Raw genomic sequence first — 20,994 nt, 5'->3', positions numbered from 1 at the left:
TCAGGCGCGAGCGACGGCCCGGGCGTAGAAGCGCGGCGCCAGCGTGGCCACCAACCGGCCCCAGGGGCTGACGTTGGAGAGCATCAGCAGATCCTTCTCCCGCACCGCGCCGCGGTAGATGTCATCGGCCACATCCGCCGGAGAGGCTACGCTGCCGGCCAGGGAAAAACTGTGACTGATCCGGCTGCCGTCGCCCTGCAGGGCATTCTTGTTGAGGTCGGTGGCGGTGAACCCCGGGCAGACCATCATCACCTTCAACTCCCGGGGGCAGTACTCACGGCGCAGGGACTCGAACAGCCCGTGCAGGGCGTACTTGCTGGCGCTGTAGCCGCTCTGCCCCCACTGTGGGGAGACACCGGCGCGACTGCTCAAAGTGATGATCATGCCGCGGCGTTCCAGCAGGCTGGGCAGGGCGGCGCGGGTACAATTGAGCGCGCCGAAGAAGTTGACCTCCATCACCCGGCGGAAGACCTCGGCGCTGGTCTCTTCAAAGCGGCTGCGATGGGCGATGCCGGCGTTGTTGATCAGCACGTCGATCCCGCCAAAATGCTGCTGGGCGGCGAGCATGGCGGCCTGGCAGGCGGCCTCGTCGGTGATGTCGCAGCGCAGGCCCAGGGCCTTGCTGCCGTTGCGCTCCAACTGCAGCTGCAGGGAGCTGAGCAGTTCCGGATCCAGATCCAGCAAGACCACCCGCGCACGCGCCTGCCCGAAACGCTGACACAGTGCCGTGCCGATCCCGCCCGTGGCACCGGTGATCACCACAACCTTATGCCGGAAATTTCGCCGTGCCATACCCACTCGCTTTGCTTTCCCCTGCCCCGATGCGGCGGCCTGCGCCCCTTCCGCCCCGACACTCCTGGCATCATAATAGCCGGGCGCAAAGCAACAACAACAAGGCTCCGCCATGAAAAGAACCTTCCTCGCCCTGATCCTGCTCACTGGGGCAAGCGTCGCGGCGTACTACGGCTACCAGCAATGGCAGGCACGCGGCCCCGAGATACTGGCGGAGATCCCCGCCGATACCCCCTACTTCTTCGGCGCCCTGGAACCCGTGGACAGCAGCGCCTGGTTGAGCCAGTGGCAGCCTTTCCAGTACCAACCCGGCCCCGAGGAGCAGCAACGGCTGGGTGAGGCGTTAAGCGAACTGGGCGCCGCCGGCGGCCTGCTCTACGGCCTCTACAGCCAATATCTGGAACTGCTGCAGGACCCGGAACGCTTCAGCCAGCGGCTGGGGCTGGACCCGAACCGTGTGGGTGCGCTCTACGGCGTGGGCCTGATGCCCGTCCTCCGCCAGCCCCTGGCGGACGCCGAGGCCTTCACCGCGATCCTGGACGAGGCGGAGCGCCGCGGCGGGATCCGCCACGAGCCGGTTCGCTTCCGTGGCGAGGCTCTTCGTCGCTACGGCTTTGGCCCGAACCTGCCGAAAGCGGCACTGCTGGTGCGTATCACCGAGGATGAGCTGGTACTCACCGTGGACATGCCGGTGGAGCGCGACGCCCTGCTGCCCCTGGCCCTGGGGCTGGAAACGCCGCAGGACAGTCTGGCGCAAAGCGGCCTGGCTGTTCACGTGCAGCGCCAGTACGGCTTCGAGCCGGTGTCCGTGGGCTTTATCAACCACCAGGCCATCGTCGACGGGCTGGTGGGCGCACAGGACAACCGGCTGGGCCGCCAGCTCAGCGCCCTGGATGCCGATGGCCAGGAGCTGGCGGCGCTGCGCAGCGCCGGCTGCCGGGCTGACCTGACGGCCATGGCCGCACGCTGGCCGCTGACGGCGGTGGGCTACACCGCGTTCAACCCGAATGCACCCGAGGCGCGCATGGAAATGATTCTGGCCGCCGCCGAAGCCGAGCAGATGAATCAGCCGATGCGCCTGCGCGGGCATATCCCTCGCGCCCTGCGCGAGGGCCCGGACGCGCCCCTGTTCGGCTGGGGTCTGGGGCTGGACATGAATGCCCTGGCGCCGGTGATCCAGACGCTTTGGGGGGATTTCACCCGACAGGATTTCCGCTGCGAATTCCTGGTGGAAGCCCAGCAGCGCATGCGCGCCCAGAATCCGGCGATGATCGCCATGGGCACGGCGATGCTCGCGGGCATCAAGGGCGTGAGCCTGGCCGTGCAGGAGCTGGATCTGGATTTCAGCGGCCCGCAACCCCGGCCGCGGAATCTGCGCGCCCTGCTCAGCCTGAGCGCGGAAAACCCCACCACCGTGCTGAACCGCCTCCAGGCCGTGAGTCCGGAACTTGCCCAGGTGCAGATCCCCAGCGACGGCCGCGCCGTGGCTGTGCCCCGCCTGGGACAGTTGAGCATCCCGCTGCAGCTGGCAATACGCGGCGAGCACCTGGTGCTGTTCACCGGCGAGGGGCTGGAGCCGACCCTGGACGCGCTGGAAGCCGAGGCCGCGGAGCCCAACGGGCTATGGTGGATGGCGGTGGACTACGGCAAGCTCATGCCGGTGATGGAAGGAGCCCTGAAGGCCGGCGCCCTGGATCAAGGCATGTCCGCCCAGGAGGCCGCCAGCCTACGGGCCCAGCTGCAGCAGCTGAGCACCCTGAAACTGCGCCTGGACGGCGACCTGGACACGACCGAGCGGGGCTGGGTGTTCGGGCTGGAGTTCGGCGAGAACTAGGGGGTCGCTGAATCGATTCCCTTGGCAGGAGCGGCCTGGGCCGCTCCTGCCAAGGCCGCTCAGTCAGCGCCGAGCTCGCGATCCACCACGCCCTTCAAGCGCGGCCAGGTGGGCCGGGCAAGCGGGATATTGTCCACCACCACGGTGGGCGTGGAGCTGACGCCCAGCTGCCGGGCCACCTGCAGGCTGGCGTTGATCGCCGAGCGGTGCCGCTCGGATTCCATGCAAGCTTCGAACTCATCCCGGTCCAGGCCGAGCTCCCCGGCATAGACGGCGAATCGCGGCACCGGGTTGCCCCGGCCGCTCCAGTCGTTCTGGTCGTCGAAAAGACGCTGCTGCATGGGCCAGAAGGCGTCCTGGTCCGCGGCGCAACGGGCGGCATGGGCGGCGGGTACGGCGTTGGCATGCTGACGCAGGGGCAGCTCGAAGAACACGAAACGCACCTGTCCGCTATCCACGTATTCGTTCTTCAGACGCTCGGCCACCGGGGCGAAATTGGCGCAGCCCGGGCACTGATAATCGGCGAACTCTCGCACCACCACCGGCGCATCCGCCGCACCCACACTGATGCCGTGGCGGTCCAGCTCGGCGGGGAACGGCCCGGCGCCGGCCTCGGCCCGGGGCAACTCGTCGGCCGGCGGCACCCGCGGGATGCTCAGCCACCACAGGAAGGCGGCCACAACAAGCAGCACCAACACCAGCACGGCGATCATCCCGCCCTTCCCGCCGCGCTTGTCACGCGGCTTGTGCTCGCCCTGTAGCTGTCGGCGTTTCGCTTCACCCATGATTCGTGCTCCTCGAAAGCGGTGTCGTTCGTTCTGGTGGATAGGGGCTTCAGTTCAGGCCTTGCGCCCCAGCGACAGGGAGGGGTCAGTGGGGTCGAAATCCAGCATGGCCCGGATGGAGCGCCCCATGTGCCGGGCGCGCTGCAGCCAGGCCTCGGCGAGCTCCGGCTCAAGGTGATCGTGCAGGGTCTGCTCGAACAGCGCCAGCCAGTCGTCCACCAGCGCCCCGTCCACGCCCAGGCCCATATGCGCCCCCGCCACCCGGTAGCGATCATCCCGGTAGGCCTCGCCGCCCAGGCTCACCCACCAGAAATGAGTCAGGCGGGCCTTGTGCTCCGGCCAGTCATCCACCCGGCCGAAGGGCTCGGCCAGGGTCGGGTGAACCTGTACCCGGCTGTAGAAATCGTCCACTACCGCGGCGACCCGCGGGTGACCGATACGCTCGTGGGTATTGCGTTCGCGTTCTCTCATGGCGCTCATAATGAAACCTGTCTCCGCAAAGGCTGGATCAGGAAAGTCCCCGCGCTTCCTTGATCAGGTCATAGGCGGCGTTGATCTCTCGACTGCGCTCCTCGGCCAGCTCGCGCAGGCTCTCCGGCACCTCACGGCCGAGCTTGTCCGGATGGTTCTGGCTCATGAGCCGGCGGTAGGCGCGCTTGAGTTCGGCGTCCGTCGCCTCGGCATCCACCCCCAGGGCCTTGTAGGCATCCGCCAGTCGGGCACCGCGCGCCGCCCCCCCACCGGGCCCGCTGGAGCCGGGACCCGGGCCCCGGCTGGAGGCACGCAGCAGGGCTTCCAGGCGCTGCACGTCCATCTCGCTGAGCCCCAGGCCGCGGGCCACGCGCACCAACATCTCGTGCTCGGCCGGATGCAGCCGGCCGTCGGCCGCCACGGCGCTGAGCTGCAGTTGCAGGAACATCTGCATCAGGGGGCGACGGCCGCGGCAGACCCTCGCGAAGCGGGCCACTTCCGCGTCCAGGTCGAAATCCGGGCGCTTGCCGCGATTGAATGCGGCCTTGGCGGCCTCACGCTGGGCGGGGTTGAGATGCAATCGGACGAACATGGCCTCGGCGTGGCGGATCTCGTCACGGCTGACGACGCCGTCGGCCTTGGACACGGCGCCCATGACGGCAAAGGCCGACTCCACCAGTTGCTCCTGCACCCGTCCCAGGCCCTCGACCAGGGTCTTGCGCACGCCCCAGCGTACCAGTGCAAGCAAGACCAAGGCCACGATCAGGCCCCGGGGGCCACCGAACATCAGGCCGATCAGACCCGCGATAATCCACGCCATCATCCATCCGGTCCTCGTGAAAACTGGGGCGAAGCCTACCCAATGGCCGGCTTGTTGCCCAGCCCGGGAGGGGCGGGTCAGGTGGACAACGGTTCCGGCTTGTGAATGCCGTATCCCTGGGCGTAGTCCACACCAAGATCTTTCAGCAGCCCGGCCATGGCCTCGTTCTCGACAAACTCGGCCACGGTTTGCAGGCCCATGACCGCTCCTACTTTGGCGATGGCTTCCACCATGGCGGCATCCACCGGGTTGCCCAGTATCTGGCGCACGAAAACCCCGTCAATCTTCAGGTAATCCACGGGCAACTGCTTGAGGTACGCGAAAGAGGACATGCCGCTGCCAAAGTCGTCCAGCGCGAAGCGACACCCCAGGGCCTTGACCTGGCCGATCAGCTTGGCGGTTTCGACCAGGCTCGCCACTGCCGCGGTTTCAGTGATCTCGAAGCAGATCTGCGCCGGGTCCACGCCGCTGCGGCCGATTTCGTCCCGCACGAATCGGGCGAAACTCGCCTCATTGAGGGTATTGGCGGAGAGATTGATACTGAAAGCGGTGCGCGCCCGTTGCGCACTGGGCAACTCGGCCAGATGAGTGAGGGCGGCGCGGATGATGTAGCGATCCACCGCCGGCATGAGGTTATAGCGCTCCGCCGCCGGGATGAACGCCATGGGCGGGACAATGCTGCCGTCAGTCTCGCGCAGGCGGACCAGCACCTCCCAATGCTCCATCGCTTGCTCGCCAGCCGCCTGCAAGGGCACGATGCGTTGTACGTACAGCAGCAGGCGGCGCTCCTCCAGCGCTACGCGCAACCGCCCCACCCAGTCCATCTCACGACGGCGGGCCAACAGTTGCTCATCATCGGCATGATGCGCATGCACCCGGTTACGGCCCCGCTCCTTGGCCAGGAAACAGGCCGAATCGGCGGTACTGAGCGCCTCGTCAAGGCGCAGTTCCTCGGCCTGGCAGACCGCCAATCCGATACTGACACTGGTCCCGAAGCGGCGCTGCCGCCAGATGAACTCCAGCGCCTCGACACGGGCACGCAGGGCCTCGGCCATGGCCACAGCCTGCTCACGGGTAGAACTCTCCAACAGCAAGGCGAACTCGTCCCCGCCCAGACGCGCCAGCACGGCCCCTTCCCCCGCCACCGCTGAAAGCACCTCCGCGACCCGGCGCAGCAGGGCATCCCCCGCCTGATGGCCGCAGGTGTCGTTGACCAGCTTGAACTGGTCCAGGTCCAGATACAGCAAGGCGTGCGAGGTGTCCGCGGGGTACTCGGCGGTGGCCAATGCCAACAAGCGGCGCTCGAACTCCCGGCGGCTCAACAGGCCGGTGAGCGCATCATGGCTGGCCTGGTAACTGAGTTCACGGGAAAGCTGGTGGGCCTCGGTGACATCGTGCCCCTGCACGAACAAACCGCAGACCTGCCCCTGGGCGTCGAAGATCGGTTGGTAGATGAAATCCACGTAGCGGGTAGTCAGGCCACCCTTGGGATCCTGGCGGAACTGCATGGGCACCGCCCGGCCCACATAGGGCTCCCCGGTGCTGTAGACCTGTTCCAGCAACTCGAAGATTCCCTGCCCCTCCAACTCGGGCAAGGCCTCGCGTACCGGTTTACCCATGAGATCCCGGTGCCCCACCACGCGGTAAAAGGCCTCGTTGGCGAGCTCGAACACCATATCGGGGCCCTGCCCCACGGCGACGAAACCCGGGGCCTGTTCGAACAGGCCGCGCAGGCGCTTACGCTCCGCAGCCAGAATCTGATTGTCATCTTCCACGGTGCGGGTGTGGCGGTAAAAATCGTTCTGGCGCTGCAGGCTGCCCAACTCCATTTGCAGATCCCGCAAACCGGTGATGTCGGTGGGGTGCTGCACGATCAGGCGCAACTCTCCCCGCTCGTCCAGCACCGGCGTGTGCGTGGCGCTCCACCAGCGTTCCTCCAACACCCGGCCTTCTGGGGTTTCAACAGGAATGGGGTAGCAGACATTGCCCAGGGTCACCGGGCGCCGCTCGCGGATCACCCGCTCCAGCGCTTCCCGCAGCCGGGACCTGCCGAGATGGGGAGCGTCTTCGGGGAAGGCATCGAAATATCGCAAGCCCACGATGGACGCCAGGGTCCGTCCCGTGGCTCGCAGGTAGGCCTTGTTCGCGCCCAGGATGATCAGGGCGGGGGAAATGAGCAGACAGGCGTTGGGAGATTCCTCAAAGACGGCTCGATAATCATTCAGTCCCACGGCATCGATGGCTGTATCCAAGGCTCCCCTTCCCTGTCTGGGCTCATCCGGACAATGGTAGGCCTCACAGCAGGCGGGCACGACCTTGGATAAGCGGAAGCGAGATGCCTATCACACTTCTCTCGATTCTCTCAACGAAAAACGCGACGCTGGGGCGTCGCGTTGTGGGTTTCGGGGGCTGTTCGCCCGGGGAGATCAGAAGTACGTGCAACCGTACTCGATCTTCACTTCCACCGGGGCGCTGAAGTTGTAGTCGGAATCGGCGGCCACCAGAGTCAGTGTCGCGCCCTTGACCGCGGCGGGCACATCGCAGACGTAGCTCACGCCCTGCACATTGGGCATGGCGTTCTCGCAAACGCCCAGCGGCAGCGGGGCCACGGCCTGGGCATTCCATTCGGCGTCGAAGACCATGCCGGTGATACGTGCGACCTCGGCATTGGGGAAGGTCACGCAGGCATTCTGGATTCGGGGGGCAGTACCGTTGGCCAGCGCGGGGGCGGTGACGGCAAGCAGGGCGGCGGCGGCGAAGAGGCGATGCAGCTTTTTCATCGATGAAGTCTCCAGTTACGTTTTATCGGAATTCCCTGACCGTTTATTCTTGTGGTCTATCGGAAACATCACTCTTTGGTGCGACGCACAATAATATGATTGACGCGTCATGTCAACAAATTTGTTGCAGCGCACACAAGCCTGCCTCACGCCCGCATCAACTGGCCCAAGGCCGCGAATCGCCGTTCCAGTGAATCGAAAGGTTCTTCGCGGGTTAGCGGGATAATCTGAAATGAGAACGCAAGCTGGCGCTGTAGCGCAGGCCTTGTGCCAACCGCCGGGTCCGGGTGGGGCTTTCCGGGTTCCCATTGCTGGTGGAGCGCCCACCGGAGCGTGAAGGCCCTGGGGCGGGTACGGCCGGCGGCGGCCGTCGATGCAGCCGAGCATCGCAGCCGGAAGGGGATCAGCGAGCAGCTTGTCTGAGCGTAGCGAGTTTGCTGCTCGCCCCCTTCCGGCGAGAAGCGCAGGGGAGCGCCGGGCGCAGCCCGGTGCCAAATCGTGGGCCGCCGCCGGCCGTACCCGCGCCAGGGTCCGCGCCAAGAGGGCCCGCGCGAAGAAGCAAACAAAAGGCCCCGGGCAGTCACCTGCACGGGGCCTGGGTTCCAGGTCGACGTTTTGGCTCAAGCGACGGCGGTTTCGTCTTCCTCCGCTTCCACCGAGCTACGTACAAGGTGGTCGAAGGCCGCCAGCGCCGCCTTGGAGCCCTCGCCCATGGCGATCACGATCTGCTTGTAGGGCACCGTGGTCACGTCTCCGCAGGCAAATACGCCGGGCACGGAGGTCTGGCCGCGCGCATCCACTTCCACCTCGCCGTGCTTGCTCAGGGTCACCGGCGACTGCTTCAGCCAGTCGGTGTTGGGCAGCAGGCCGATCTGCACGAAGACACCGTCCAGCTCCAGCCGCCTCATCGCACCGCTTTCCCGATCCTTGTAGCTCAGCGCATTCACCTTCTTGCCATCACCGTGGACCTCGGTGGTCTGGGCGGAAGTGAGTACGTCCACGTTGGGCAGGCTGTGCAGTTTCTTCTGCAGCACCGCATCAGCGCGCAGCTCGTCGCCGAACTCCAGCACCGTGACGTGGCCGACGATACCGGCGAGATCGATCGCCGCTTCGACACCGGAGTTGCCGCCGCCGATCACCGCCACGCGCTTGCCCTTGAACAGGGGACCGTCGCAATGCGGGCAGTAGGCGACACCATGCCCCAGGTACTCCTTCTCGCCGGGAACATTCAGCTCGCGCCAGCGGGCGCCGGTGGCGATCAGCACGGTCTTGGCCTTGAGGCTGGCGCCGTTCTCCAGCTTCACCTCACTGAGCTTGCCGGGCACCAAGCCGGCGGCGCGCTGGCCATCCATGATGTCCACCTCGTAGCTCTTCACGTGCTCTTCCAGCGCCGCGGCGAGCTTCGGGCCTTCGGTCGCCTGGACCGAGATGAAGTTCTCGATGGCCAGGGTATCCATTACTTGGCCACCGAAGCGTTCGGAGACCACCCCGGTGCGGATGCCCTTGCGCGCGGCATAGATGGCCGCCGCCGCACCGGCCGGGCCACCGCCCACCACCAGCACATCGTAGGGAGCTTTCTCGGCGAGGCTCGCCGCTTCGCGCTCCAGCGCGCCGGTGTCCACCTTGCGCAGAATGTCGGTGAGGCTCATGCGGCCGCCGCCGAAGGCTTCGCCGTTCAGGTACACCGTTGGCACGGCCATGATCTGGCGCTGTTCCACTTCGTCCTGGAACAGCGCGCCGTCGATCATCTCGTGGCGGATGTTCGGGTTGAGCACCGCCATGGCGTTGAGCGCCTGCACCACGTCGGGGCAATTCTGGCAGCTCAGCGACACGTAGGTCTCGAAGTGCAGCTCCGCGTCCAGGTCGCGGATCTGCTCGATCTGGTCATCGTCCAGCTTCAGCGGGTGACCGCCGGCCTGCAGCAGGGCCAGCACCAGCGAGGTGAACTCGTGGCCCATGGGGATACCGGCGAAGCGCACCCGGGCCTGCTCGCCCTGGGCGGCCACGCTGAAGGAAGGCGCCCGACGGTAATCACCGTCCTCGCGCAGGCTGATCTTGTCCGATAGCGCGCTGATTTCATTCAGCAGGGCCGACATCTCGCGGGATTTGGCGCCGTCATCCAGCGTCGCCACCAGCTCGATGGGCCGGGAGAGCTTCTCCAGGTAGCCCTGGAGCTGCGTTTTCAGATTGGCGTCCAACATGAGATCCCCCTTCGGATGTCAGGCAGTGTGTGCGGTGGGAGAAACGGAGCGATTCGCTTGGGGAAGCCCCGGGAGCGCACGGCTCCCGGGGTGTGCTCCAAACCCCTGTGGGGTTTAGATCTTGCCGACCAGGTCCAGGGAGGGCTTCAGGGTCTCTTCGCCTTCCTGCCACTTGGCCGGGCAGACTTCGCCCGGGTTGTTGCGAACGTACTGGGCGGCCTTGACCTTGCGCAGCAGGTCGTCGGCGTCACGGCCGATGCCTTCGGCGGTGATTTCCATGGCCTGGATCACACCGTCCGGGTCCACCAGGAAGGTGGCGCGGTCCGCCAGGCCCTGACCTTCACGCATCACGCCGAAATTGTTGGTGATGGTGCCGGTCTGGTCGCCCAGCATGTAGTACTTGATCTTGTTGATCGTCTCGGAGCTGTCGTGCCAGGCCTTGTGGGTAAAGTGGGTATCGGTGGACACGGAGTACACTTCCACGCCCAGCTTCTGCAGCTCGTCGTACTTGTCGGCCACGTCGCCCAGCTCGGTGGGGCAGACGAAGGTGAAGTCGGCCGGGTAGAAGAAGAAGATGGCCCACTTGCCCTTCACGTCGGCGTCGGTCACTTCCACGAACTCGCCGTTACGGAAGGCGGTAGCCTGGAAGGGTTTGATTTCACTGTTGATCAGAGTGGACATTCGCAATGCTCCTTAGCTCTTGGTGGGTGTCAGCTGTGAATTGACGATCCTTAGACTACGGGCACCGGTTACATATTTCCAATTGATTGATTGATTCGTTTGGATAGGCTTTGCCTATGGCCCAGCAGGCGGCATACAGGCCCGGTCTGCCGGGTGACCTCAGGAGCGGCCGGGGGGTTCCCGGTGAGGCGCGAAATAAAAGCTTTGCGTTCATCCGCGACGCGGGTTACTGTGCGGCTTGGTTCGTGGCCTTCTTCTTCGCTTCCTGCCGATTCCGAGGTTTTCGCCTCGTCTTTCCTGGATGTTCGAGATCGACGGTTTTCGACCGCTACGGGGTGTCACCCATTTCGGGCTCACCCGCACCATGATGCGGCATTACCGGCCGACGCCGGCACCGCCTTTAGACGAGTAAAGTTTATGACCTCCATTTATGTTGGCAACCTGCCCTTCACCTCCACCGAAGACGAACTGCGTGATCTGTTCGGCGAGTTCGGCGAAGTGGAATCCGTACGCCTGATCAACGACCGCGACACCGGTCGCCCGCGTGGCTTCGGCTTCGTGCAGATGCCCGCCGATGCCGCCGAGAAGGCCATCGCGGCCCTGAACGGCCAGAACCACGGCGGCCGTGACCTGCGTGTCAACGAAGCCGAAGACAAGCCGCGCCGTCCGGCCGGTGGCGGTGGCGGTCGCTGGTAAGCACCAGCCGCCCCGGGCGCCACGGCGCCTGAATTGAGAGAACCCGGCCATGCGGCCGGGTTTTTTTATGTTCTTCGCGGGTAGGCGGGACAAGCAACAGGCCTCTTGATGGTGATGATAGGCGGGTCGTCAAGCTTGGCGCGGGCCCTGGGACGGGCACGGTCGGCGGCGCGCAGATCGACCACATCCTCGGCCATCACCGAACCAGCCATCACGTGGTAGGTCGCCACCTTGGTCAGCGCGGGCTTGACCTGCAGCAGCACGTTGAGCTGATCCCGCGGAATGGCCTCGAACGCCGCATCAGTGGGCCCGAAGACGGCCAACGGGCCGGGGCCCTTCAGGGTCTCCAGCAGGCCGGCGACCAGCACCCTGGTCACCGGGGCGCGTGTTGTACCTGGGCGCCGATGGACTACCCGCCGCGGCACGCCAATTCGAGTCGCTGGTCGTGGCGCTGTCGGTACTGAGCGCGGACGCGAACGCGCGGCTCGACGAGGAGCTCGGCCGGCTTCAGTGCCGCTCCGCAGCGGCCGCCAGCACGGTGCGAAGCCGCGTGACATTGCCACCAAAAGGCGACATAACAGCCAGCGTGCGCGAAGGGGATTGTGGGCTCAGCACCTGACGCACCAGCGCCGACACCGAGCCCGCGGGACTCAGATCCAGGTACAGCCCCCCTCCCCTCGCCTCCACGGCTTCCACGGTGGTGCGCAGGTTCATGGGCTCCCGGACGATGCGCCACAGCACATCCGCGTCCGCCGGATCGACGAACCCGGCGCCGCGACTGGACCAGCAGGGCCAGTAGGGCGATTGCAGCCGGTATTGGCTGAACGCCTTCTTGCAGACTTCGCCCGCCGGCTCGATCCAACGGGAATGGAAGGCAAAGGGCACCGGCAATCGCTGGTGGACCAGCCCCCGTGCGCGCAGTTCCGCCTCCACCGACGGCAGCGCCGACGCCGGCGCGGCCAGCACGAAGTGTTCTTCTGCGCTGACTCCGGCGATTTCGCTGCTCCGCGACAGCAGCTCGCTCTGCCCGTAAACCATGGCGGAACCCAACACCGCCACCATCCCGCCGGGCTCACAGCTCTGGCGGTACAACGCCGGCTGCGTGGCCACACCGGACAAGGCACGCTCGAAAGAGAGCATGCCAGCCAGACTCATCGCGGTGAACTCCCCCAGGCTGATGCCCAGCAACTGATCGGGGCGCAACCCGTGGTGCTGCACCAGTTTGGCCAGGGCGTACTGCACCAGAAACAGCGCCGGATGGGAGGCTTCGAGCCGGTCGAAGGGTTCGCCGGGCCTGCATTCGGGACCGTAGAAGGAGTCCAGTACCGAGAAACCATGGCTATCACGCAGCAGGCGGTCACCGGTCTGCAGCCAATGACGGAACACGGGCTCCTCGGCGTACAGGTCCGCCCCCATCTGATGATACTGGGAGCCCTGCCCGGCAAAGCAGAATATCAGTGGCAGCCGATCGGCCGTTTCCTTCAAGACAGCACCCCCCGCATGTGCCAAACTTGCCAATGCGCGTTGGCGTGCAAACAACCAATAATCCCAATCAGGCCACGCGGCATCCGATCATGTCGCACAGGCTATCAGGAGACTTCCATGGCCACGACCTCCTCCCGAAAAGCCGAGACCGCAGAGGCTGCGGCGGAACCGAGCACCGAACGACAGGATCTGGACCGTGCCTTGGTCGCCGACAACCAGATCAAGAACTACGTAATCGCCTCGGTGGGCGCCAGTATCGTGCCGGTGCCGCTGTTCGATATCGCCGCGGTGTTCGCGATCCAGATGCGCATGATCCAGAAGCTGTCCCAGCTTTACGGCACGCCCTTCTCCGAAGGCGCCGTCCGTAACACGGCCATCGCGCTGGGCGGCGGCGTGCTGGGTTATGGCGCCGGCGCCACCGTGGCCGTGAGCCTCACCAAGATTATCCCCGGCGTCGGCTGGATGTTGGGCATGGCAGCGCTGCCGGTGGTCTCGGGCGCGAGCACCTACGCCGTGGGCCGCGTTTACCTGAAGCACTTCCAGGAAGGCGGGTCGGTGCTCGACCTCAACCACGAGAAGATGCGCGCCTATTACCGGGAGCAGTTCGAGAAAGGCAAGCAACTGGCCGCCAAGGCCAGGGCTGAACTCAAGGCTCGCAAGGGCGGCGTCCCGCAGGATGATAGCCAGGAAGTCGCCTAGCCGCCCTCGCCTGCGAGCCCCTATAAAGGCCGGACCATCATGGCGATGGCCCGGCCTTTTCAGTTGTGTTTTGGCCGGCGCGGCGCCATGGGCTCGGAGGCCAGCAGCACGATAACCCCCACCAGCGGGCTGAAGACAAAGGCAATCAGAAAGTTGCCCACAAAACCGAAGCGCTTGTTCCGGCCCAGCAGGCCGATCAGCCAGGAGGCGCCGATCCACACCAGCAACACACTGGGATTAAAGAAATACGTCATACACTACCCTTCCCCGCCAGCATCATGGTTTAGCGAGCGTCCTGTTGAGCATCCCGCCGGGCGCCGCGAAAAATGTCCTTGTCGACGGCGTGAAAGGCGCTGCCATCGTGGCGCACGATGTACGACTCCGCATCCGTCAGGCTTCCCCGGGCATCGAAGGCGAAATCACCCGCCGCGCCCCTGTAACGCTTCTGAAAACGCAAGGTCCGCAAGGTATCCGCCATGGCGCTGCTGCCCAGTGAGCCGGCCCTTTCCGCGGCGAAGGCCAGCAACCCGATGGCATCGTAGCCAAGCGCGGCCAGATGGTCCGGCACCCCGCCGGCCGCCTCCCGATATACCTTGGTGAAGTGGCGATTTTCCGGGTTGCTGCTTTGCGGGTCGTAGAGCGAAACCGCGGTCACACCGCGCATCTTGTCCAGTCCCACCGACGCCTCGATCGTGGCCGCATAGAGCGACTCCGGACCCAGTATGGGCATGGCCAGATTCAGTTCCCGCGCCCGACGGATGAAGCGCGCCGTGTCGGCGTAGGAGGAGGAGGTGATGAACAGCGCATCGATATCCTCGACGGCGAACACCTGGTTATCGAGCATGAACAGGATCAAGCGGTCGATGGAGCGGCCGTGGGCTGTGAGTCCGCCCCGATAGAGCAGCTCCGCCCCACCCCGGGTCACGTAACTGGCGAAGCGACGCGTGGTTTCCTTTCCATAGCTGGTGTCATCCGAGAGTACGACGAAACGGCGCATGCCCTGCCCCAGCGCGTAGCGGGCCATCAGCCGCGCATTGTCGTCATTGTTCGGCTGCAGGGAGAACACATGGTCGAAATCATGGTTGTTCAGGGACGTGGCGGTCGCATGCGTGGCGAAGAAGAGCTTCTTGTTGCGGTCGTAAACGGCGCTGGCCGGCACCGCCGAGGACGAGGAAGAATGCCCGATGACCGCCAGCACGTCGGGGTCGCGACTGACTCGGGTGGCCAGTTTCAGGGAGTCGGCAACGATATCGGCGAGATTCTGATCCTCGGTATAGACGGGCTCTTCGACGAAGGTGACCGACAGCGGCAGGCCAGCCACGCCGCCGTTGCTGTTGACGTTCTGCACACCGAGGCGGATACCGTCCAGAAACTCCTGGCTGTCCTCATCCGGCGCGTAGATGACCACCACCTCGGCGGTCTCCATCCCCTGCTCGCCGCTCCAGGCCTCCACCGACCAGAGCAGCCAGCCGAGCAGCACCAGCAGCAGGCCCGAGAGCAGCATCCACGGTAGCCAACGGCGACCAGCTTGTCCTGCCTTGAACACCATGATCCCGCTACCGGTCTCCGCCCAGAATCAGCGGCAGGCCATCCTTGCCGGCACCGATCACCACGGTCTTCGCGTTCGGCGAGGTGGCCAGATCCCGAGTGGCCTGAACACCCTGCCAGCGCAATAGATCCGGCGTCAGGCTCTGGCCGACGATACCCTGATACGCCTGAATGCCCTGGGCCTCGATGCGCTTGCGCTCCGCCTCCTGACGCTCGATGGCCAGCCGGTACCTGTAGGCCTTGTCCTCTTCCTTCAGGGCCAGCTTGCGCTCCACCGCTTCACGCACCACCGGCGGCAGATCCACGGATTTCACCAATACGTCGTCCACCAGAATGTAGCGGTTCTCCATCTCGGAGAGGCTCTCGACGACCACACCTTCCAGAAATCCACGCTTGCTGGTGTAGACCTCCTCCGGTTGATACTGGCCGACCGCCTTACGCAACACCGCCTCGGTTTCCGGAAAGACCACCTTTTCCAGGTAATCCGGACCCACGCTCACGTGAAGCAGAGGCAGCATGCGCAGATCCGGGCGGTAGCGCACCGCCACCCGCATGGTCACGGGCAGACCGCCGCTGGTCAGCAGGGTGTATTCCTTCTGGCGGTTCTGCAGGCGCACGTCGTAGATGAACATGCGATCCCAGGGAAAGATGACGTGCACGCCCTCTTCATAGATGGTCCCCAGCTCGGTGCCGGTGAAAAAGCGATAGAGCACACCGGACTCGCCCGACTTCACCGAGACCACCATGCGGTCCCAGAGCAGTATGCCCGCGATCAGCACGAGCAGCGCGATCAGCACCGCCGCTGTTTTCTTGCCGATCAAGGGCGCCAGCCGTGACTCGTAATTATCGTCGTCTTCCACGAGGGCAAAATCCCCTGCCACGCATTGATATCATTGTGTTGCGCATTATGCGGGGCCTGCTGCCAATACTCCACCGCTATGCGCTATTTGCCACCGCGCTCGCCGCCGGCGCCCAGCCCCCTGCCGCCGGCCTGCTCGGCACGACGCAGCGCCTCGTCCAGCACGCGCGCACAGCGTTGCCCCGTCTCGCCCTGAAGCAGGCTGTAGTGATCGGCGGCCAGGGTGTGGACATCCAAACCGCCCACGGCCAGCGCCTCCCACCCACGGCCGGGTTCATCCGGCGCCCCTTGCGCGGCCACCAGCAAGGTCAACGGCACATCACAGGGCAGCGGCCGATAAGCGCCCAATGCACGCACATGGCCCGCGTACACCGCGAACATGCGGGCGAGCCTGTCCCGGTCGTCGCCGAACAAGGCACGCATGCGGGGCCAGGCCAGCAGTGCCTCCAAGGGGTCGACGCGGGCTTCGAGCAGCCCCGGTGGCGCGTCCTCGCCCAGCAGGTCTCGACCGAAATCGCGCAGCAGCGCCTCGCCGTCGCCCGCCGCCGCCTCCAGCCGGCTCGGCAGCGCCGGGGCGTAGCTGTCGATCAAGCCCAGCAGGCCCACCTGCTCGCCCTCGGCGCGCAGCTGACGGGCCATCTCGAAGGCAATGACCCCGCCCAGGGACCAGCCCGCCAGGTGATAAGGCCCCTGGGCCTGCTCCCCGCGCAAGGCCGCCACATAGGCCGCCGCTACGGCAACGAGGCTGTCCGGCGCCGATCCCCCCGCCTCCAGCCCGGGCGACTGCAGACCGTGTACCGGGCGGCCTGGCGCCAGGGCCCGAACCAGGTCCAGATAACAGGCCACCGAACCGCCTACCGGATGGACCAGATACAGCGCCGGGGCCTCGCCGCCGTCCCGCAGGCTCACCAAGGGCGAGACGCGCCGCCCACGGACGCCGCCACGGCGAATCAACCGTGCCTGCTCGGCGATACTGGGCGCGCGCATCAGCTCGGCGAGGGAGAGCCGGCAGGCGAACAGGCGCTGGATGCCCTCCAGCAGGCGCAGCGCCGCCAGCGAGTGGCCGCCGCAAACGAAGAAGTCCTGGTCGACCCCCGGCGGCGACGCATCCCCCGGCCAGGCCAGCACCTCGCACCACAGCCCGCGCAGTTCACGTTCAAGCTCATCGCTAGGGGGCTGGGGCACGGCCGGGGCCATGAGCGGCGCCTCCAGCGCCGTCAGCGCGGCGCGGTCCAGTTTGCCCGCGGGGGTCACCGGCAGGGCATCCAGACGCAGGAAGGACGTGGGCAGCAACGGCGCGGGCAATCGCCGCGCCAGATAATCACGCAGCTCCGGCACCACCAGCTCGGCGCTACCCGGGACGACATAGGCCACCAGGCTGGTGCTGCCGTCCGAGGCACGCCGCGGCAGCACCGCGGCGTCGCGCAGACCGTAGTCGGCCAGCGCCGCCTCGATCTCTCCGGGTTCGATGCGGAAGCCCCGAATCTTCAGCTGATGGTCCAGCCGCCCGAGGAACTCGATCTCGCCCTGCGCGCCCGGGATGTAGCGCGCCCGATCGCCGGTGCGATAGACCCGCAGCGCGCGCCCGCGAGGGCCCAGCGGATACTCGAGGAAACGCTCCGCGGTAAGCTCCGCACGGGCATGGTAGCCCTGCGCAAGACGGCTGCCGGCGATGCAAAGCTCACCGGGCACGCCCTCGGGCACCGGGTTGCCGTCCCGGTCGAGCAGGTACACGGCGGTACCGGGCAAGGGCCGACCGATGGCAACCCGCGCCTGCGGCGTGTCCGCCCGCGGCTCCCAGCACAGGCTGGTAATGGTCGCTTCGGTAGGGCCATAGGCGTTGATCAGGCGGGCCGTGGCCCAGGGCCCTTGCCGCCACAAGCGCAGCAGCTCCGGCGACAGGGCCTCGCCGCCGACGATCAGCAAGCGGGGTGTCCGTTCCGGGGCGCGCCCCGGCGCCTGCGCCCAGGCCCGGAGCAATTCCCGCAGATAGGCCGGCGGCAGGTCGATCACGCTCAACCCCTGATCGTCGAACACCGTGCGCAGTTGGTCGGGCGACCAGATATCGTCGCCGCGCAGCACCACACGGGCTCCGCGCATCAGCGGCGGCAGGATCTGCTCCAGCGCGGTATCCACCGCATGGGGGGCGAACTGCAGCACCACATCGTCCGCCTCCAGCCGGTAGCGCTCATTGACGGCGCGACAATGATCGGCCAGGGCGCCATGGCTTATCCGCACGCCCTTGGGCCGCCCGGTGGAGCCGGAGGTGTAGATCAGGTAGGCCGGGCTATCGGCGTTCAAGCTCACCGGGCGCGCACTGGCTGAGCGCAGCCGTATGCGCCAGCGCTCCCGGTCCAGATCGATCACCCGGGGCACGGCATGGGACAGGCCCGCCAGCCGTTTCCGCTGGGAGGCATCGGTGAGCACGGCGGCCGCGCCCGCGTCATCCAGCACCAGCGCCAGGCGCTGATCCGGATGAGCCGGGTCCAGCGGCACCCAGACACAAGCGGCGCGCAGCACCGCCAACAGGGCGACGATGCTGTCCGCGCCGCGACCCAGCAACACGGCCACGGCATCACCCGGGCGCAGTCCGCGCGCCTGTAAATGGGCACTCAGCCGGCGCACCCGCTGATCCAGTTGCCGGTAGCTCAAGGCCTGCTCCGGCGCGTTCAGCGCGATGCTGTGCGGTGTGCGGCGCGCCTGCTCGGCGATCCACTCCGGCAGGAAGCCTTCCCGCGGCGGCAGACGCTCCCCCTCGCTCCAGGCGCCGAGCAGACGCTCACGCTCCGCCGCGCCGAGCATCGGCAAACGGGCCAGCGACGTGTCGGGGCAAGCGCACACCGCCTCCAGCAAGGCTCGGTAATGGCCCAGCAGACGGTCGATGGTGTCGGCCTCGAAGCGGCCGCCATCGTAGCCGGCGATCAGGCGCAGGCCGTCGCCCTGCTCCAGCAGCTCCAGCCCCAACACCTCGTCCCCTTGCTGGCGCAGGGCGGGCAGGTAGACGGCCCGGGCATCGCCGGGGACCGCGGCGCCCGGCTCGAAGAAGTTCTGGTAGGCGAAACCGACCTGGTAGAGCGGCGGCGACTGCGGAGTGCGCCCCAGCTCGCGCATCAGGGTGGTATAGGGATAGTCCGCCCGGTCCAGTGCCTCGCCCATCAGCCGCTGGGTATCGGCCAGCAAGTCAGCCGCCGTCTGCTCGCCCCGCACACCCATCCGCAGCGGCATCACATTGGCGAAATGCCCCAGCGTGCGGGCGAACCGACCCTCCGGGCGAGCCAGGGCGGGCACCCCCACCACGAAATCCCGCTGCCCGGTGTAGCGGTACAGCAGCACATTGAACACCGCCAGGCAGAACACCGCGGGGCTGACCCCGCAACTGGCGGCCGTGGCACGCAGGGTCGCCAGCTCCCGGGCGGGCAGCAGCAACTCCCGGCTACGCGGCTGCAAGGCCGCATCCGGCGCGGGCGGGTGATCGACCGGCAAATCCAGCGCCTCGGGTTCATCGGCGAACCGCCGGCGCCAATAGGCCAACTGCGCCGCGCCGCGCTCGGAGCGCAGATGCCGCCGCTGCCAGGCGACGAACTCGGCATAGTCCGCGGCCGGTGCCGGCGCCGGCGGCTCTTCGCCCCGGGCGAAACTCTCGCAGGCCGCCACGAAGTGCTCCGCCAGCAAGGCCGAGGACAGCCCGTCCAACACCATGTGGTGGGCCAGGATCAGCAGCACCCCGGTCTCGTCACCCGGCGCGTCACCACCCAGCCATTCGAAACGCAACGGGGCCTCGGCTTCCAGATCAAAGGGGCGCCGGGCACGCTCGCGCAGCTGGGCGAGCACATCGACCCCGGGCGCCAGGCGCAGCTGCCGCAGTTCGGGCTGCTCGGGGCCGGCGCACAGACGCGGCTCATCCTCACCGGGTTCGACCCGCGCCGTGAGGAGGGGAAACTGGCGGCTCAGCCAAAGACAGGCACGGCGCACAGTGTCCGGGCCCAGGCCACGCACGCTGAAGGCCAGGGGCACGTTGTAGGCGGTGCTACCGGGGTGGAGCCTTTGCAGCAACCACAGGCCTTTCTGGCCTTCGCTGAGCGGCATGTCCAAGGTGTCGCTCGCAGCGGCTGTTGAGCTTTGCTCGGCCAGTCTGGCTGTCTCGGGCCCCGCGCTCGCCAGCTCCTGGATGTGGTCCGCCAGGACCGCCGGGCTGTCGTGCCGCTCCAGCGCCCGATGATCCAGCTCCACGCCGCATCGCTCCTGTACGGCATGCATCAGCCGCAGGGCGAACATGGAATCGCCGCCCTGCTCACGAAAACCGGCACTCCTCGCCAGGCGCTCCACCGGCCGCCCCGTATGCCGAGCCAGGGTGTCCAGAATCAGAGCCAGGATATCGCCACGGTCCGTGGGCGCCTCCGGCACCGGGGGCTCGGGCCTTGCGCCGGCAGCACCGGCCAGCCAGTGCCGTTCCCGGGCGAAGGGATAGCCCGGCAGCACCAGGGGCGGGCCGGACGGCTCATCACCCGGACCCGGCTCGGCGGCAAGGGCCTCCCAGCGGCTCGGGTCCGCGAGCTTGTCCAGCAATTCCGCCTGGCTCGCCGCGCCGATCTCCATCGCGCGGGGCAAGCGTTCGCGCCCCTCCCGCAGGGTGCTCGCCAGGCGCGCCAGGCAGACCCCGGGGTGCGCGCGCAGGTAGGCGATCATCCCCGCCACCAGCTCCTCCAGTCGCGACTGGTCCAGCGCGGAGAACACGAAACGGCGCGGGCGTGCCGGCGCCGGCACCGGGGGCGACACAGCCGGCGCTTCCTCGAGGATCAGGCTCACCTGGGAACCGCCGGCGCCGAAGGAATTCACCAGGGCCCGTCGGGGCAGCTCACGCCCGCTCTCCAGCCGCCGGGGCCAATCCGACAGCGAGGTCTGGAGCCTGAGCCCGCAGGCGGCGAAATCCAGCTTCGGATTAGCCGCCCCCCGGACCACCGAGGGCAGCAAACGCGCGTGCTGCAACTGCAGCAGCACCTTGGTGAGCTGCGCCATGCCCGAGGCGGCTTCCGGATGCCCCAGCGCGCTTTTCACCGAACCGATGGGACAGTCGGCAGGCCGGCTCGACGCGTCCGCGAATACCCGGCCCAGCGCCCGCAACTCGATGGCGTCACCCATGGGCGAGCCATTGGCCGCCGCTTCCACATAGCCGATGCTGCCGGGCGCCACCCCGGCCTGGGCGAGGTTCTCGGCGATCAGCCGCGCCTGGGCCTCGGCATTGGGCACGCCATAACCCGCCGAATGCCCGCCATGGCTGGCGGCACTGCCACGAATGACGCCGAGGATGTTGTCACCGTCCCGGCGGGCGTCGGCCAGGGGCTT

17 protein-coding genes (1 of these 17 running past the window's edge) are annotated in these 20,994 nt (G+C 66.9%); 3 read left to right on the top strand and 14 right to left on the bottom strand.

The window, feature by feature from the left end; translation table 11 throughout:
- Positions 1-792, bottom strand: coding sequence for an SDR family oxidoreductase (locus GBG68_RS01995; RefSeq protein WP_193222179.1), 792 nt, complete (start codon positions 790-792; stop codon positions 1-3).
- A 112-nt stretch (positions 793-904) separates the two neighbouring features.
- Here GBG68_RS01995 and GBG68_RS01990 point away from each other — a divergent pair, with 112 nt between their 5' ends.
- Entirely contained in the window at positions 905-2,626 is a 1,722-nt protein-coding gene (locus tag GBG68_RS01990; RefSeq protein WP_152144583.1) for a hypothetical protein, read from the top strand.
- Between the two features lie 59 nt (positions 2,627-2,685).
- Here the strand turns inward: GBG68_RS01990 and GBG68_RS01985 are convergent, their stop codons facing one another.
- The 7 genes from GBG68_RS01985 to ahpC all read right to left on the bottom strand — a co-directional run bounded on the left by GBG68_RS01985 (position 2,686) and on the right by ahpC (position 10,364).
- Positions 2,686-3,411 carry a DsbA family protein gene (locus tag GBG68_RS01985; protein ID WP_152144581.1) on the bottom strand — a complete coding sequence of 242 codons (726 nt, stop codon included), beginning with the start codon at positions 3,409-3,411 and terminating at the stop codon, positions 2,686-2,688.
- A 54-nt stretch (positions 3,412-3,465) separates the two neighbouring features.
- A complete protein-coding gene (locus tag GBG68_RS01980) occupies positions 3,466-3,891 on the bottom strand; it encodes a group III truncated hemoglobin (RefSeq protein ID WP_152144578.1) in 426 nt (141 codons plus the stop codon).
- A gap of 28 nt (positions 3,892-3,919) precedes the next feature.
- Positions 3,920-4,705 (bottom strand): co-chaperone DjlA, encoded by a 786-nt coding sequence (gene djlA, locus GBG68_RS01975; RefSeq protein WP_226801541.1) that lies wholly within the window; start codon positions 4,703-4,705, stop codon positions 3,920-3,922.
- A 74-nt stretch (positions 4,706-4,779) separates the two neighbouring features.
- Positions 4,780-6,954, bottom strand: a complete 2,175-nt coding sequence (locus GBG68_RS01970) for a GGDEF and EAL domain-containing protein (RefSeq protein WP_152765380.1) — start codon at positions 6,952-6,954, stop codon at positions 4,780-4,782.
- A gap of 174 nt (positions 6,955-7,128) precedes the next feature.
- Positions 7,129-7,482 carry a hypothetical protein gene (locus GBG68_RS01965; protein ID WP_152144574.1) on the bottom strand — a complete coding sequence of 118 codons (354 nt, stop codon included), beginning with the start codon at positions 7,480-7,482 and terminating at the stop codon, positions 7,129-7,131.
- Positions 7,483-8,102: 620 nt separating this feature from the next.
- Positions 8,103-9,683: an alkyl hydroperoxide reductase subunit F gene (ahpF, locus tag GBG68_RS01960; RefSeq protein ID WP_152144572.1), complete on the bottom strand. Its 1,581-nt coding sequence runs from the start codon at positions 9,681-9,683 to the stop codon at positions 8,103-8,105.
- A gap of 114 nt (positions 9,684-9,797) precedes the next feature.
- Entirely contained in the window at positions 9,798-10,364 is a 567-nt protein-coding gene (ahpC, locus tag GBG68_RS01955) for an alkyl hydroperoxide reductase subunit C (protein WP_152144570.1), read from the bottom strand.
- Positions 10,365-10,781: 417 nt separating this feature from the next.
- On the opposite strand from ahpC, the gene GBG68_RS01950 reads away from it, so the two are divergent.
- On the top strand, positions 10,782-11,060 hold the full coding sequence (locus tag GBG68_RS01950) for an RNA recognition motif domain-containing protein (RefSeq protein WP_152144568.1): 279 nt from the start codon (positions 10,782-10,784) through the stop codon (positions 11,058-11,060).
- Between the two features lie 65 nt (positions 11,061-11,125).
- On the opposite strand, the gene GBG68_RS14600 is transcribed toward GBG68_RS01950, so the two are convergent.
- Both GBG68_RS14600 and GBG68_RS01940 read right to left on the bottom strand, forming a co-directional pair.
- Positions 11,126-11,437, bottom strand: coding sequence for a fasciclin domain-containing protein (locus GBG68_RS14600; protein WP_226801535.1), 312 nt, complete (start codon positions 11,435-11,437; stop codon positions 11,126-11,128).
- 130 nt (positions 11,438-11,567) lie between these two features.
- A complete protein-coding gene (locus GBG68_RS01940) occupies positions 11,568-12,545 on the bottom strand; it encodes an acyltransferase domain-containing protein (RefSeq protein WP_193222178.1) in 978 nt (325 codons plus the stop codon).
- A 117-nt stretch (positions 12,546-12,662) separates the two neighbouring features.
- Here GBG68_RS01940 and GBG68_RS01935 point away from each other — a divergent pair, with 117 nt between their 5' ends.
- Complete coding sequence (locus GBG68_RS01935; RefSeq protein WP_193222177.1) at positions 12,663-13,244, top strand: YcjF family protein; 582 nt, start codon at positions 12,663-12,665, stop codon at positions 13,242-13,244.
- A gap of 59 nt (positions 13,245-13,303) precedes the next feature.
- Here the strand turns inward: GBG68_RS01935 and GBG68_RS01930 are convergent, their stop codons facing one another.
- The 4 genes from GBG68_RS01930 to GBG68_RS01915 form a co-directional block, all read right to left on the bottom strand.
- A complete protein-coding gene (locus GBG68_RS01930) occupies positions 13,304-13,498 on the bottom strand; it encodes a hypothetical protein (RefSeq protein ID WP_152144560.1) in 195 nt (64 codons plus the stop codon).
- 29 nt (positions 13,499-13,527) lie between these two features.
- Entirely contained in the window at positions 13,528-14,748 is a 1,221-nt protein-coding gene (locus GBG68_RS01925) for an ABC transporter substrate-binding protein (protein ID WP_193222176.1), read from the bottom strand.
- A 52-nt stretch (positions 14,749-14,800) separates the two neighbouring features.
- Positions 14,801-15,652, bottom strand: coding sequence for a prohibitin family protein (locus tag GBG68_RS01920; RefSeq protein WP_152144556.1), 852 nt, complete (start codon positions 15,650-15,652; stop codon positions 14,801-14,803).
- Positions 15,653-15,735: 83 nt separating this feature from the next.
- Positions 15,736-20,994, bottom strand: the end of a protein-coding gene (locus tag GBG68_RS01915; protein WP_152144554.1) for a non-ribosomal peptide synthetase. It continues 14,619 nt past the right edge of the window; 5,259 of the gene's 19,878 nt are visible here — the last part of the coding sequence; the start codon falls outside the window, past its right edge — the gene reads right to left on this strand; its stop codon occupies positions 15,736-15,738.

Source organism: Alkalilimnicola sp. S0819, assembly GCF_009295635.1.
Lineage (GTDB): Bacteria > Pseudomonadota > Gammaproteobacteria > Nitrococcales > WHIW01 > S0819.
The sequence above is the reverse complement of the archived record's forward strand: the minus strand, read 5'-3'. Positions and strand labels throughout refer to the sequence as shown.